The following is a 15,069-nucleotide window of genomic DNA, read 5'->3' on the forward strand; positions in this document are numbered from 1 at the left end:
AATGAATGTTGATTGAAGGAGAGAAACAACATGCGACAAAACCAATTAATCGAAAAGATCAACAAGGATCAATTACGGACTGACATTCCTGACTTCCGTGCCGGTGACACGATTCGTGTTCACGCCAAGGTTGTTGAAGGAACTCATGAACGTATCCAATTGTTTGAAGGTGTCGTGATCAAGCGTCGCGGTACTGGTATCCAATCAATGTATACTGTTCGTAAGATTTCCAACGGTGTTGGTGTTGAACGGACTTTCCCCGTTCACTCACCACGTGTTGCTAAAGTAGATGTTGTACGTTACGGCCGTGTTCGTCGTGCTAAACTTTACTACATTCGTGCATTGCACGGTAAAGCAGCTCGTATCCCAGAAGCTCGTCGTCCTCGTAAGTAGTCGACAGTTTTCGTTAAAAAAGCGTTCAGGTCAGCTAACTGCTGACCTGAACGCTTTTTTGTGCCTGTATGGTGCTAATCGATTAGCCGTAAGCAAAACTTAGCGACTTACCGCTTAAAGCGAGTAGTGGGCCTGACTTTACAAATTCATATCTTGATGGTACCGCAACGGTGAAAAAGCCGTTGCTTGAGTAATCAGTTTAGCGGATAATTCCCGGTACTTTTTTAACGCGAGTTCTGCGTTTTTGGTGCTTTCCTGAGTCAGCAGCGTACTTAGTTCAATACCAGTTAAGCGTTTGGCTTGTTGATCAGTTTGTAAAACCGAGCAGGCAAATTGTTGGTTGAGTTCTTTTTGGGTCTGCTTTAACTGGTCACCAAACTGATTGTAATGCGGATCAACCAGTACACCAGCCTGTTTAAAGACCCAGTAAGCACTGTCAGGGCTGTATGTTTCCAGTCCGCGCTGGTAGTCAGCTGGTGTTTCGGTAATTCCCGCGTAGAAGGGAACGTAGACGCTCTGAGCAGCTACGCCCATTGCCAGCCAATGAATTCCCGACAACTCCGGCTGAGAGTACTGCCGCAGCTGTAAAACGTGGGATTCCTGGTTCGTGGCGAGACTAACGGGACGGAACCGCTTTCGGTCGACGGGGTTACCGCTGCCAATCGGATCGTAAGTTGTTTCCTGAAAGTGGGAACTCAGGAAGGCTTTAGCATCTTCAACTGACAATAATTTTTCAGCTTGTCGAATAAACGGCATCACATGGCTATTCGTCGCTTGCTGAGTGCTGGGATTAAACATTTTTTGACCGTACCAGACCCGCGGCAAATTATAGTAAGCGTCCATTTGATTATTCGTCCCGAAGATCTCACGAAAGTTAAACCCGGTTCGTTGCGGATTAAGCGAATGCTGCTGCACAAATTCTTGAATGTGGGGATGCCACATAAAGTTAGCCGGATCATCAAAGTCAATCGTTTGGATGGCCATCTGGTTTGCAACAACGGCATAACTGTCATCGGGGATCCGCTGGGCAACCCAGTAATGGCCCGAACCGGTTTCAAAATACCAGGCTTCCGTACGATCAGCAAATAAAATGCCGTTGGATTCCGAAGTACCGTAATGCGAGATGATTGTCCCGAGGCGCGAAACACCTTCACGGGCCGTCTTCACGTATGGCAGGGTCACCGTCACCATGGCTTCTTCACCAATGCCATCTTTGACCAAAGGATCTGCAGCTAATACCCGATCGTTTGCGTAGGTACTTTCAGTGGCACTCATTGCCACGCCGTACTGATTGATGCCGTCCTCTTCAAACAGGCCGTACTTGGCGGTCCATTCGGGGGTTGCCGTATATTTATAGGCGGTTTTCGGCAGCGGCATTTTAAAGCCGTTATCAGTTGATTCAAAGCCGGTTTGACCGTTCGTAGTTGCCGGGTGAACAACAAAGTGTTTAGGCCAGGCTGGCCGTGAATCCTCGTTACGGCCGATCATTACTGAGCCGTCAACGGATGCCGACTTTCCGATTAGAATACTGGTACAAGCTGAATAAGGTGTAACTGACATGCAGATCCCTCCAAAAATAATTTCTAAGAGCATTCTATCATAGAAAACGTGCGTACATGTTATGATGTTGCCACCTTAAATCATTAAATAGTCTTGATAGGATAGTCAAATACGCTGAAATATGATTAAATAAAAAACGTGACTCAAATTATTGGAAAGGAAGTTATTTTCTATGCAGGCTATGCAGGCAATTATCGACCGTAAAGACTTTGCGATTAAATGTACAGTCATCATTGGTGCAGCGCTGATCAACGCAATTGCGCTAAACTTTTTCTTGATCCCCGGCAACATTTTCAGCGCTGGGATCAACGGAATTTCCCAAATCTTATCAATTTTGGCATTAAAGTGGTTTCAGTTTCACATCAACACCGGTTGGCTGATCCTGCTATTCAACATTCCGATTGGTATTCTAGGCTGGTTGAAGATCGGACGCGGCTTCACGGTCTATAGTTTTCTAACTTCCTTTTTTACCTCCGTATTAGCAGTGGTTTTACCCGTCCAGACACTATCCCATAATGCACTGCTGAGTGCGTTATTCGGTGGTATCCTCACGGGTGCTGGTGTGGGTTACACACTAAAATACGGTTTTTCAACGGGTGGCTTAGATATTATTGCGGTCATTCTTGAGAAGACCACGGGTAAGACGATCGGTTCTTTGATGATCGCCATCAACCTAGTAATCGTTATACTGGCTGGTACACTGGTTGGTTGGGAAAACGCAATGTATACGGTCATTTCGCTATACGGCATGTCCCGGGTAGTGGATGCTATCCACACCCGGCATCAAAAATTAACGGCTTTTATTGTGACGACTAAACCGGACGAAGTGATTGATGACCTGAACGGTACGCTGATCCGCGGGGTCACGATCCTGCCAGCTCAGGGCGCTTATAAGCGCCGTCCCGGAGCAATGTTAATGGTCGTTATTTCCCGTTACGAACTGTACGAACTGGAACACGTTGTCCAAACGGTCGACAGGAATTCATTTGTCAACCTGGTCAGTACCGTTGATATTGAGGGCAACTTTTATGATGAGACTGAACAGTTAAAATTGAAGCGGGAAGAAGCACAGTAACTTGCGTGAAAGACGGAAACGGGTTATAATTTGCCTATTCTATAGAAGGAGGCACTAAAAATGCCAATTGTACACATTGAATTAATCGAAGGCCGTTCACAAGAACAGTTAAAAAACTTAGCTAAAGACGTTACTGAAGCCGTAACCAAAGATGTTGGTGCTCCTGCACAAGACGTTCACGTTATTTTAAGCGAAATGGCAAAGGACCGTTACAGTGTTGGCGGCGTCCTTAAAAGTGACGACAAGTAATCGTCGAGGGTGAACGCATTTACGTTTGCCCTTTTTTTGTGGCACTTGTGAAACCGATTACATTACTGACGTGAATGTTTCCTTAATGATTGATTTTTAGTTGGCTAATTTTTGCTTCTTCGGTATACTATAGAGAGATTCACTATCTTGAGAACGTAAATGAATGGAGACTTAACGATGAATGACGAACAGTACATAATGGCAATTGACGAGGGTACGACCAGTACACGTGCAATTCTATTTAACCGGGACGGTCAAATTGTGGGTCAGGCGCAACGTGAATTCACACAGCACTTTCCAAAGCCTGGCTGGGTGGAACATGATGCCAACGAAATTTGGAGTGCCGTCCAGTCAGTAATTTCTGACGCGGTGATCGATGCTCATATTCAGCCTTACAAGGTACGGGGCATTGGTATCACTAACCAGCGTGAAACAACGATTGTCTGGGACAAGAACACTGGTGAACCCGTCTACCATGCGGTTGTTTGGCAGTCAAAGCAAACCAGTGAAATTGCTGATGAACTAAAGGCAAAGGGTTATGCCGATCTGATCCACAAAAAGACGGGCCTAGTGATCGACTCTTACTTCTCAGCAACGAAGATCATGTGGATCCTGGATAACGTCCCTGGTGTGCGCGAGCGTGCTGAAAAGGGCGAGCTCTTATTCGGGACGATTGATACCTGGGTCTTATGGAAGCTGACTGGTGGCCGCGTTCACGCCACAGACTACACCAACGCCTCACGGACCATGCTATTCAACATTCACGATTTAAAGTGGGATGAAGAGATTTTGGATCTCCTGAATATTCCGGCTAGTTTGCTGCCGGAAGTTCACCCTTCTTCATACACTTACGGGTACACGGCCGGATTTACTTTCTTTGGTCTCCAAGTACCGATTGCCGGTATCGCCGGTGATCAGCAGGCCGCGCTTTTCGGACAGACGGCGTTTGAAAAGGGCTCGGTTAAAAACACTTACGGTACCGGTGCTTTCATCGTGATGAATACCGGGACTGAGCCAACCCTGTCACATAAAGGACTATTGACAACCATTGCTTACGGTATTAACGGTGAAGTCACGTACGCCCTAGAAGGCAGTATCTTCGTTGCCGGTTCCGCCGTTCAATGGTTACGGGATGGTATGCGGTTATTTAAACACGCACCGGAATCCGAAAAAATGGCGGTTGAAGCTAAAACGACTAACGACGTGTACGTTGTTCCAGCCTTCACTGGTCTGGGTGCACCGTACTGGGATCAAGAAGTGCGCGGTGCCGTCTTCGGTCTGACTCGCGGCACTACCCGGGAGCAGTTTGTCCGGGCAACGCTGGAAGCCATTGCTTACCAGACTCGCGACGTTGTCGACACGATGGCTGCTGATACGGGCATCGACATCAAGACACTTAGCGTTGATGGCGGGGCTGCCAATAATAACTTTTTGATGCAGTTTCAAGCTGATATTTTAAACACGCACATTCAGCGGGCTGCAATTGCTGAAACAACGGCTTTGGGAGCTTCATATTTAGCAGGATTAGCAACTGGTTTCTGGCAGGATCTAGATGAGATCAAACGCATGCACAAACCAGCTGAAGAATTTGATCCGCAAATGTCTGACGCAAACCGCGAAAACTGTTATTCTGGTTGGCAGGCAGCGGTAAAAGCTACCCAGTTATTTAAACCAAAGAAAAATTTGTAAATTTCAACTATAAAAACAGCCTTTTCATCCCGTTACCGATGAAAAGGCTGTTTTTATCATTAGTTTGACCTCAATAATCAAAGTAACCGCGAAAACCGCGCCAAATTTGATCAACCTGTTTATTTTGATTTTGGTAGTATCGCGCATTACCAGACAACGGCTGCGGATCCGGCCGCTTAAAAATTTCTTTCAGTGTCCGCCTTCTGGTGTCAGTTCCATCGCCAAATAGCTGGTATTGCCAGTGGCGAATCCGACCAGCGCGGTCACGCCAGCCGTAGCGCAAGCGAAGTAACTGGCGCTGCTTCGGATTGATTACCAAAACGTCCCAAGCACCAATGGTTCGACTGTTCAAACGACTCGTTTTACGCCGGTCGGCGATATCACAAGTGGTGGTGATCCAGTTTAGACCATCCTCACGTGACCAATCATCAACGTGGGTATGACCGGACATAACGGCAATGATTTGCTGCCGATGCTTCACTAAATTATTATAAATCCGAGCAAAATCGCCTTGCTGATTATTAGCAAACCAGTCATAAGTCCAAAAGGGGGTAACGGCTTGTCTCCGGGTTGCGGAGCGAATCGAATCGTGGGTGAAAACGATCACTTGCTCATCAGGGGCTAACTGGTCCAGCGTCTTAGTCAGCCAAGCAGCTTGTTGACTGGCAATTCGCGAACGGCTGTGCCGAATATTTTGTAGAATCCCCGTCCAATGGATACCATTAGGCTGATCATCGTAATCACGGTCAAAATAAACGTCTGAGTGCGAGTCACGTATGTCAAAGGTATTGAGCATAATTAGACTGATAGCGGTGCCAGGGACCTTGTATTTGCCATAGAAGTTATTCTGGTTGGCTAACCACTGATTATTCAGCCGATTGCGTAAATGAAGTGCCGTTTGTTCCGTCATGACCTGTTCAGTACGATAACCATTTAAATACCGGGCAAAACCAGAATTATCATCGTGATTACCCTGAGTAATGAAAACCGGCAGTTGGCTTTCCGCAAGGGCGGAAACAGCATCACCGGTATCAATAATGGTCCGGTTCAGGGGTTGATTACCATCAACCAGGTCGCCGTTCATGACGATACCGTTAAAATCATGGTTACGAGCAAAATGGCTGAACAATAGCAGATCATGCAGCGTTCGCTGACTGTAAGTGGATTGGTGAGCATCATAGTGGGTATCGTTGATCAGGCCAATGACGATCGAATCAGGCTGTCTGACGTTTGCCAGCTGCTCTTCAACCTGCCGTAAAGCAGTGTGTTCCAACGGTGTCGTGGAAAGGTCTACCGTGGCGTCAGTACGATTGAAGACCCAGGGTTCACGTAGACGTGAAACGGCTTTAGAGCCCGTGATCTCACGGCCGAAGTAGTGACCATGGTTCCGATAGCGACTCATAAAGGGAACGTAACTGTGCTGACCTGCACGGGTCAACTGGAGCCAGCCGCGATGCCGATCTGCCAATTTACCCGTATAATCGACGATGGTGCCACGGTTAAGGTGCCCCATGATCGGAGATTGAAGATTGGGAGATTGATAAACGTCAACCCCACGACGGCTAAAGCGGAACTGGCCGTGCAGCTTAAAGATGGTGGGGTGATTGGATGAGACCTTTGCTGGTCGCTTTAGTTTTGAGCTGATGATCACACCATATCGTTTACCCGTTTGCGAATTGTAATAGGGTAAAAAGCCCTCTTGGGTTTCAAGATAAGAGATTCCTTTATTTACCAGTATCTTGTTATATACAACTAAACGACCTGTATACAGCATTTTGCACTTAGAATTAACTGCTGACCATTCCGGAGCAGTTCTGAATACTAGGGGTTCAGCAGTGACAAAGAAACGTTTGTCAGTATCGAATTTTACAGCAGGCACTTGCGCTGCTTTAGGTAACGATTGTGTGCTGGCTTGCCAAATCGGATTATTATCATGGCCGTATAAAACGCGTTTGGCAGTAGCTATACAGAGATAGCCATCTTCAAGAACTAACCAGTAACGGCCATCACTTTTTAGTTTAGCCAGATAGTGAACCGGACGGTGTGCCGGATAAATTTGGCTACGTGAACTTAAACCATTAGGCTGTTTTCGACTGATTAAAAACCGGTCAGGAGTAAAGAAGCCCGATTGGCATACCTTTTGGCCATCAATTAAATGATCAATAAACGTGTTTTTCTGAAGTTGTTTCAATACTGTCACCACCATCTAATTTTAAATCTTATGGTATAATCAACTTAACGATTATACAGGTGTGCTTGCCTCTAGCACTACCTGCAATGAAAAAGGAGTTTTATTAATGCAGCCAACTTTAGCTTATAAGATTCAGGGACTGGGGAAGCAATCACCAGTTACCGCCTTTTGTTTTGACCACCAAATGTGTTACGTCGCGCAAACGATCAAACAGGACACAGTTATCACTAGATGTGATTTAGGTGATTCTAAAGCCGTTGCTACAGCCGATAAAATAACGCTGCAAAACTTTGTTAACGTGCATAGTTTAGCACTGTTTCAAAGCGCTCCCAAGCTTGACCTAGTCGTTTGCGGTCAGCCGATCGGCGTTAACGGACAGGTCACTGCCCCCGAACTGTGGTACGTGGCAGTCGATGCCGATAGTCAGGAGGACCAGCCAAGGATTTTTAAAATAACGCATTTAGAGAGCGCCAATATCACCGGTACGCCTTTACCGGCACCCGTGATTGGTGCAGTTTCTGCCTTATCCAGTGATCACAATGAGCTGACTGTGATGGTTCTGGATAAAGCACAGCACCTGCAATGCAGTGTTTATAATATGCAGCAGGTCAGTCAAATGATCTGGCAGATGATCGAAGCTGATAAAGCAGCCATTGAAGCTGGTGACTTTGACATGATGGCCAACGTTTACCAATCGTTTAAACCAACGGCAAAGCAACTGGCCCCCGACACCATTGGCAGTATTCAAAGCATCGCTTTTTCCAATGGCCGAGCCATTTATGCCACCAAAAGTTATGGTGCACAGCAACAGGTAAGTAAGGGCTTTTGGCTGTTAAAAAACGGGTTTCATGATCAGTCGATCGATGGTTTAACCGCAGATACCAGCCTGACTGGCATTGCACTGTTTGGCAAGTACGTGTACTTCGGCGTCGTTCAAAAGTCAAATGACAGTTATTCGAATACCATTCACCGTGTAGAAAAGACGCTTTGGAAATAAGCAGTAACTTGTTTAAAATGTTTGATAGCCTAGCGCTGCTCAAAAGAGCAGTGCTAGGCTATCGTTAATTATACGAACTGTTTTTAGGCTAACTTTAACGCTTTTGAGAGGTATTCTGCCATGCCATCCTGGTCATTATTGTGTTCAGTCACATCATCAGCCAAGGCTTTTAACTGATTAGTGGCGTTATTCATGGCAACACCCCGACCGGCAAATTCGATCATTTCCTTGTCGTTATGTTCATCACCAAAAGCAATGACGTTTTGTCGGTCGATATGGTAATAATGAGCAAGACGTTCTACGCCAACGGCCTTTTGCACACCCTTAGCACCGATTTCCAAAACACTGTTTGGACCACCCCAAGGGGCAACGTCCACAGAGCTGCCAAAACGCTCTTCAATGTAAGACTGAAGCCGTTTTTGTAATGGTCGGTCAACCGCAATCGTCATACTAGTAGGATTTTGAGTTAAGGTAGCAGGGCTTAGCTGCTGTTCGTGCGTTAAAACAGCGGGGAAAAAGCCCACCTGAGTTGATTCGGTTTGGTGCGCTAAGAAAAGGTGCTTTCCTTCAGCAGCAATCATTTGAATGTTGAATTCCTGCTGGTGCTGCAATAAGTCCAGCACAATCCCACGATCAAAGGTATACTGGTATTCATACTGCCAGTGCTGATGAGGCATATGGCCTAAACTGCCATTAAAGTTGATCATCGGTGAAGACAGGCCTAACTGATCGTAAAAGTTTTGGGAAAGCCGATTGGGCCGTCCCGTGACGATACTGACCACGTGGCCAGCTTTAATCGCCGCCTTAATAGTGGCAACCGTTTTTTTAGACAGTTGCGCTTCATTGTTTAAGGTTGTTCCATCCAGATCAAGGGCAATTAATTTTTGAGTCAATCTTACACATCCGTTCTTTTCGATTAGATTAATAGATTAAATTTACCACAATCGATAGGGCGAGGGCAAGATATCTTCCATTGCATCAAACGGGGCCAATTAAAATTGACCCTCAGGTCCTGAAAAGGTATACTTTTTTCAGGGAATTTTTGCGAAATGAAAGGGATAGATCATGGAATTACCAGCAGCATTTAAAACTAAATATCAACGCCTACTAGGCGACGAAGCGGCCGCTTTTTTTGCCAGTTTCGACCAGCCGGAAAACAGTGGTTTCAGGATCAATCCGATGCGGCCGGTACCCGTTGACCTTGATTTAAGCGATCCGGTACCTTACACGCAGTGGGGCTACTACGGTAAGGTTTCAGGACGTAGCCTTGATCATCAAAGCGGCGCCGTTTACAGTCAGGAGCCCAGTGCCATGTTTGTCGGCGAAGTCGCGCACCCCAAAGCTGGCATGCGGGTGCTTGATCTCTGTGCTTCTCCCGGTGGCAAATCAACTCACCTGGGCAGCTTCCTACAACAGAGCGGTTTGCTCGTCAGCAACGAGATCATGCCCAAACGTGCTAAGGTCCTGGCTGAAAACACGGAACGTTTTGGGCTAAGCAATACGCTGGTGGTCAATGAAAACCCCGCTTCGATTGCCAAGGCCTTTCCCGTTTTCTTCGACCAAGTTCTGGTGGACGCTCCTTGTTCAGGCGAGGGTATGTTCCGAAAGGATCCGGACGCCGTCAGCTACTGGTCCACTGACTACCCAGCTGCTTGTGCCAAACGCCAGCGGGAGATTCTCACCGAGGCTGTTAAAGTGCTTAAACCCGGTGGTGAATTAGTTTACTCAACGTGTACGTTTGCGCCGGAAGAAGACGAACAGATTATTTCCTGGCTCTTAGAAACTTATCCGCAATTCGAAATCGTCCCCATTGAAAAACCTGCGGGCATCATTGATGCTAAACCGGAGTGGGGTAATGGCGATCCGAGTTTAAAAGAGGCCGCACGGCTGTTTCCGCATTTAATGCGCGGAGAAGGGCACTTTGTTGCTAAGCTGAGACTGAATGAAGCGATTGGCAACAGCAGCAAGTATCACCGCCAGCCGTCCAACGTTTCCCGGGACCAATCTCACTTATTTGAAGCGTTTGCCGCTGAGTATTTAAACTTTAAGGTGGACTCACATCAATTGCTGGCCTTCGGCGATCAGCTTTATTTGATGCCCGAAGGAACCACGTCGTTAAGAGGACTAAAAGTTATTCGGCCAGGGCTGCACCTGGGCACCTTAAAGAAAAACCGCTTTGAACCTAGTTACGCCATGGCACTGGCTTTAAGTCCCGGTCAATTTAAGTATGAGGCGTCGATTTCTGAAGCTGACTGGAAGCAAGTGGTCCACGGCGATATTTTCACAAGCGATGAGATGCCCGTTAAAAAGGGCTGGGTTCGATTGTTCTGCAACCATCAGCCAGTCGCTTTTGGTAAGGTTGTTAACCAAACCGTTAAGAACTTCTTTCCCAAGGGGTTACGGTTTAAAGTTGAATAAACGACACAAAAAACGTTTTAGCACTGGTATGAAGTGCTAAAACGTTTTTTGTTGTGGTTGTTAAAGATTTATTCTAAAGATTTATTCTAGTGAAATGAATCTTTGGCGGGCAAACGACTCCAGTTCTGGTGAAAAGACCATGGATTGCTTGCGCAGATCTTTGACGGTGCTGCTGCCTGTTAACAGCATTAGCCGTTTGAAATCCTGTAGCCAATGCCTTAGCCATTCAACCGTTGCCACGTAATCCGTAGTAATGAGATGGTGTAAAACTTCACCAGCCATGCCCGCCATGTCGGCGCCCAAAGCCAATGCTTTAACGGCATCTAGCGGTGTTTTAATACCGCCACTGGCAACAATCACCGGGCGGCTTGAAAGCTTACGCATCTCAAGCAGCGATTCCGGCGTTGTTAACCCCCAGTCATCAAGGTAGGCCATTTCCTTTGCCGGCCGGCGGAAGTTTTCAATCCTGGCAAAACTCGTGCCGCCACGGCCACTCAAATCAACGTACTTGACCCCGATCGCCATTAACTTCTGCACCGTTTTGGCGGTCATCCCAAACCCGACTTCTTTAACGATCACCGGCAAGTTCAGCTTTGCCACAATTGCTGCCAATTGATCCAGCCAGTAAAATTCCCGGTCACCTTCAGGCATAATGACTTCCTGAGCAGCGTTAATGTGAACTTGCAGGGCATCAGCCGAAATCATTTCCACGGCTGCCTGAGCGTCAGCAACGCTGTGCCCTGCACCAATGTTGGCAATCACCAAACCGTCTGGATTGTAGTCGCGGACAACGGCAAAGGTCTCGGTTAATTCAGGTTGCTTCAAGGCAACACTTTGCGACCCAACAGCCATTGGCAGGTGGACAGCAGCAGCTAGCTGCGCAATTTGTGCGTTTAGCTTACCCGTCTGCTCACTGCCGCCAGTCATCGCTTCAATCAAAACCGGGTAAGCAACCTGCTTCCTGGCAAACTTGGTAGAGGCATCAACGTCTGACAAAGCCAATTCAGGCAAACTTTGATGGAGTATCCTAACTTGGTTAAAGCTGCTGTTTTCGGCAGGCTGGTGAAATTTCTCAGCCAGGGAAACGTGTTCATCTTTTCGATGTGACTGTTGTGAGGTCATGTCATCACTCCTCTACGTGGTGAACGTTGAATCTAAGTGGAATAATTTGGTTAGCAGCCCATTTTTCAATCAACTGGTTGAGCTGTTTATGTGAATCAATAATTGCAATCCCGCAGTCACCGCCACCAGCACCGGAAGTCTTGGCGATGCCGCCGAACTCTTCGGCAATGTCACAAAGCTTCTTGAGCAGTGGGGTTTCAATATGCGCTTGGGTGAACTGATCCAGTTCATTCAGCAATTTGCGGTTAACGGCGATTTCGGCTTGAATGGCGTGAAGATCCTGGTTCCTAAAGCCCTCGATCATCCGCTTCAAACAGGCCTTACTATTGGTGAGAAAGTCTTGATAGGCTTGCTGCCGTTTAGCTTTATTCAGCGCCACCCGATCAACCAAGTGGGAAGTAGAAGCCGGTGAACCGGTCCAGCCGACCAATAATTTAAGGTTCTTGGGCGGCGTCAGTAACTCAATATCTAGCCCCGGCCAGTCCATTGACAGCATTTCAGCAAAGTTGTAGTTCTTTTCAGCTAGTTTCAACCAGTCCCGGTCAAAGGAACGATAGGCGATCCAGCCGCCATAAACACTGGCAGCAATGTCGCCTAATGACCCGTTTCCCTGGACGTGAAAATGCGCGATAGCTGCTAGCTTAAACAACTTATCGTGGTTAACGGGAAGATCATAAAACTTGCAGAGCGCCTTGATAGTTGCAACGGTGACCGCTGCAGAAGATCCCAGGCCGTATTTACGACCGTCCTTACTGTCCAAATCGCTTTCAACGGTTAAATGATAAATTCCCAGATCCTTGCCCAGTGTCTTAGCATAATCTTCCGTTACCTTGATGGCGGATAAAATGTAGTGGAAGGGATTATCCCGATTGTCAAAAACCATTTCCCCGTCTTCACGGCGCCAGTAAATGGAATTTTCCTGATACTGACTGGAAACAATACTGCCGATTTGGTCAGCGGATTGAATCGTCACCGTTACGAATTGATCCAAGGCAACAATGATGGCGGGGAAGCCAGTCTCCACGACGGCGTACTCACCTGCAATATAAAGTTTGCCTGGGGCTTTCACAGAAATCAAAAAATCATGTCCTTTCATTAGCAGGCTAAAGGTACTTGCCGCTAATTCATCAATAAAGCAATTTATTAAAGTAAGTTATTTAATCTGAAATTGAAATACCCGCACCTGGTCGGGTGATCAGTACTTGATCCTTGCCGAAGACCGCTTGAAAGTGCTGGGCGATTTGCTCAGCATCAGCACCTTGGCAAATGATCTTGACGTTTGGTCCAGCGTCCATTGTAAAGTAACACGCTATCCCTTGCAAACGTAAGTCTTTAACCAGCTGCATGGCTTTAATGCTGTCAGCGTTGAAGTAAGTAAAGTTCGGGTCGGAACTCAGCGTTAACGCATGCATCCGCATGGCGTTCTGCTCAGAAGTGCGGCCGAGTGCTTCAAAATCCTGGTTTTGAATGGCTGTTTTTACCGTTTTAAAATCGGCTTGACTGGCAGTTACCCAGGCGGAATAAAAGGGGCTGGTCTCAACAGCAAGCCGCATGCCGACGCGGCTAGAGACCTTTTTTTGTTTCACCGTTAATACCAGCGCCACTACCGCAATGTCCCAAGCCGGCCGTTCATCGATGGGGTAGGCAAATGACGTCGCGTCATCGTGTCCCTGCTGCCAAGCGACGAACCCGCCAAAAATGGAACGGGTAGCTGAACCCGATCCGCGACGGGCCAATCTGGAAAGGTCACGACGGTTTAAAGCTAAGCCGGCAGCGCGGCTGGCAGCACCTGCTAGGGCCGCGAAGCCTGAGGCCGAAGAAGCCAGTCCGGCGGAGGTGGGAACGAAATTTTTAGTGATCACCCTGGCATGATAATCAAAGCCAGCAAGTTCACGCACGTGATTTAAGAACGTCCGCACCCTTAAACTGGCATCGTCAGATAAAACCTGACCGTCAAAAATAACGTCATCGGCCGCTAACTCCGGGAGAAATTGAACGGCAGTTTGCGTATAGAATTTGTCTAGGGTAATCGATAAGCTGTCGTTTTGCGGAATAATCAGCTGGTCATTTAACTTCCCCCAGTATTTAACCAAGGCAATATTAGTATGTGCCTTGGCTGTGATTGGATGATCTGCAATTACCATTATTTAGTATCCTCACTTTTTAAGGGCTGGACCCACGATTGTGCAGCGCCATGATTGGCTAATGCGAGGCGAATCTGAGTTGCTGTGGATTCGTCTGGAGCCAGACAGATCATGCAGCCGCCCATTCCGCCACCGGTTAACTTGGCGCCAAGTGCACCGTTTTGTTTGGCTACACTGATCATTTCATCCAACTGAGGATGACTGACCCCCAGTTGTTGCAGGCGAGCCTGAGCCTGGTCGAAAATCGTTCCTAGGTCGGCTAAACGATCGTTTGCCAGCGCCGTTTTAGCGGCATAGGTCAGCTGACCCAGCCCCTTAATGGCTTGGTTTGCCAGCTGCGGATCAGTTTCACGAAAATGAGCAACTGCCTTAACAGCCAGACCCGTTTGACCATGGATCCCGCTGTCCGCGACCACTAAGTAGCCGTGCATATGAAACGGAATGACGACGGGCGCGGTTCCGGTAATAAACCAGATCGGATTCTTGGCGCTAGCCGTTGCAGCATCGATCCCGCTTGGGTTACCATGAATAATTTTTTCGGAAATATTGGCATCAAGCAGCAACTGGTCGTGTGACAGCGGCTGTTCCAAGAACTGGTACAGTGCGCGAATAATCGCCACTGCCGTCGCTGCTGATGAACCCATGCCGCGTTCGGCAGGCAAGTGACTGTTGATGGTTAAATCAAAGCCCAGATCAGTTGCATCGAACCATGCCAACAGTTCATCGATCAACTCATTGATACCGCCGAGTTGTTTGGGACCTGAGTGTCTTGCACCAGTGTAATAGCGACTGATTAGCTGCTGAACACCATCGTTTCGGTACGCTAAAGTCACACTTTCACGTACGGCTGGCAACGGCAGTGCAATCGCCGGCTGGTGATACACAACGCTGTGTTCACCGATTAATATAATTTTTGCGTGACTGCTGCCACTAGCCGGTGTATCCACTAAGAATTGCTCCCCTCGAACGTTTATTGTAAATTTCAAAATAACTCATACGTTTCGTAAATGATTACAAACACATGGTATCATACGACAATTAGCGGGTTGTGACAAGAAGCTAGGGTGTTGCGTACCTGAAAATCAAGTAAATTTAATGCTTTATTTAAGAATAAGCTTAATCGTCAGTAGGTTTCGCTTTCGATCTTAGATCATAGCGGCTTGATTTCATTGTGAAATGGGGTTTTATTCAATTAATCCTATCATCTATAAACGCCGGCTTCCGCCTACGA

The 15,069-nt window shown here is 47.3% G+C and carries 13 protein-coding genes; 6 read left to right on the forward strand and 7 right to left on the reverse strand.

Annotated elements, in window-relative coordinates; genetic code table 11:
* Positions 1-30: 30 nt before the first annotated feature.
* Complete coding sequence (rplS, locus tag CES81_RS03980) at positions 31-393, forward strand: 50S ribosomal protein L19 (RefSeq protein WP_089087742.1); 363 nt, start codon at positions 31-33, stop codon at positions 391-393.
* 138 nt (positions 394-531) lie between these two features.
* Here rplS and CES81_RS03985 read toward each other — a convergent pair whose 3' ends face one another.
* The gene (locus CES81_RS03985) at positions 532-1,953 is read right to left on the reverse strand and encodes a C69 family dipeptidase (RefSeq protein ID WP_089120797.1); all 1,422 of its coding nucleotides are present in this window, start codon (positions 1,951-1,953) and stop codon (positions 532-534) included.
* 172 nt (positions 1,954-2,125) lie between these two features.
* On the opposite strand from CES81_RS03985, the gene CES81_RS03990 reads away from it, so the two are divergent.
* The 3 genes from CES81_RS03990 (at position 2,126) to glpK (ending at position 4,966) form a co-directional block, all read left to right on the forward strand.
* Complete coding sequence (locus CES81_RS03990; RefSeq protein WP_225356343.1) at positions 2,126-3,028, forward strand: YitT family protein; 903 nt, start codon at positions 2,126-2,128, stop codon at positions 3,026-3,028.
* Between the two features lie 60 nt (positions 3,029-3,088).
* Positions 3,089-3,277: a 2-hydroxymuconate tautomerase gene (gene thmT, locus CES81_RS03995; protein WP_089087769.1), complete on the forward strand. Its 189-nt coding sequence runs from the start codon at positions 3,089-3,091 to the stop codon at positions 3,275-3,277.
* Between the two features lie 177 nt (positions 3,278-3,454).
* Positions 3,455-4,966: a glycerol kinase GlpK gene (gene glpK / locus CES81_RS04000; RefSeq protein WP_089120798.1), complete on the forward strand. Its 1,512-nt coding sequence runs from the start codon at positions 3,455-3,457 to the stop codon at positions 4,964-4,966.
* Between the two features lie 70 nt (positions 4,967-5,036).
* Here glpK and CES81_RS04005 read toward each other — a convergent pair whose 3' ends face one another.
* Positions 5,037-7,157, reverse strand: a complete 2,121-nt coding sequence (locus tag CES81_RS04005; protein ID WP_180949721.1) for a metallophosphoesterase family protein — start codon at positions 7,155-7,157, stop codon at positions 5,037-5,039.
* A 106-nt stretch (positions 7,158-7,263) separates the two neighbouring features.
* On the opposite strand from CES81_RS04005, the gene CES81_RS04010 reads away from it, so the two are divergent.
* A complete protein-coding gene (locus tag CES81_RS04010) occupies positions 7,264-8,154 on the forward strand; it encodes a helveticin J family class III bacteriocin (protein WP_089120800.1) in 891 nt (296 codons plus the stop codon).
* A gap of 83 nt (positions 8,155-8,237) precedes the next feature.
* Here the strand turns inward: CES81_RS04010 and CES81_RS04015 are convergent, their stop codons facing one another.
* Positions 8,238-9,047 (reverse strand): Cof-type HAD-IIB family hydrolase, encoded by an 810-nt coding sequence (locus CES81_RS04015; protein WP_089120801.1) that lies wholly within the window; start codon positions 9,045-9,047, stop codon positions 8,238-8,240.
* 172 nt (positions 9,048-9,219) lie between these two features.
* Here CES81_RS04015 and CES81_RS04020 point away from each other — a divergent pair, with 172 nt between their 5' ends.
* Positions 9,220-10,572, forward strand: a complete 1,353-nt coding sequence (locus tag CES81_RS04020; protein WP_089120802.1) for an RsmF rRNA methyltransferase first C-terminal domain-containing protein — start codon at positions 9,220-9,222, stop codon at positions 10,570-10,572.
* A gap of 81 nt (positions 10,573-10,653) precedes the next feature.
* Here the strand turns inward: CES81_RS04020 and fni are convergent, their stop codons facing one another.
* The 4 genes from fni to mvk form a co-directional block, all read right to left on the reverse strand.
* A complete protein-coding gene (fni, locus tag CES81_RS04025) occupies positions 10,654-11,694 on the reverse strand; it encodes a type 2 isopentenyl-diphosphate Delta-isomerase (protein ID WP_089120803.1) in 1,041 nt (346 codons plus the stop codon).
* A gap of 4 nt (positions 11,695-11,698) precedes the next feature.
* The gene (locus CES81_RS04030; RefSeq protein ID WP_089120804.1) at positions 11,699-12,772 is read right to left on the reverse strand and encodes a phosphomevalonate kinase; all 1,074 of its coding nucleotides are present in this window, start codon (positions 12,770-12,772) and stop codon (positions 11,699-11,701) included.
* Positions 12,773-12,851: 79 nt separating this feature from the next.
* Positions 12,852-13,838 carry a diphosphomevalonate decarboxylase gene (gene mvaD, locus CES81_RS04035; RefSeq protein WP_089120805.1) on the reverse strand — a complete coding sequence of 329 codons (987 nt, stop codon included), beginning with the start codon at positions 13,836-13,838 and terminating at the stop codon, positions 12,852-12,854.
* Positions 13,838-14,785, reverse strand: a complete 948-nt coding sequence (gene mvk, locus CES81_RS04040; RefSeq protein WP_089120806.1) for a mevalonate kinase — start codon at positions 14,783-14,785, stop codon at positions 13,838-13,840. The genes mvaD and mvk overlap by 1 nt, the downstream gene beginning before the upstream one ends.
* Positions 14,786-15,069: the final 284 nt, after the last annotated feature.

This window comes from Secundilactobacillus pentosiphilus, assembly GCF_002217985.1.
In the GTDB taxonomy this organism is placed as follows: domain Bacteria; phylum Bacillota; class Bacilli; order Lactobacillales; family Lactobacillaceae; genus Secundilactobacillus; species Secundilactobacillus pentosiphilus.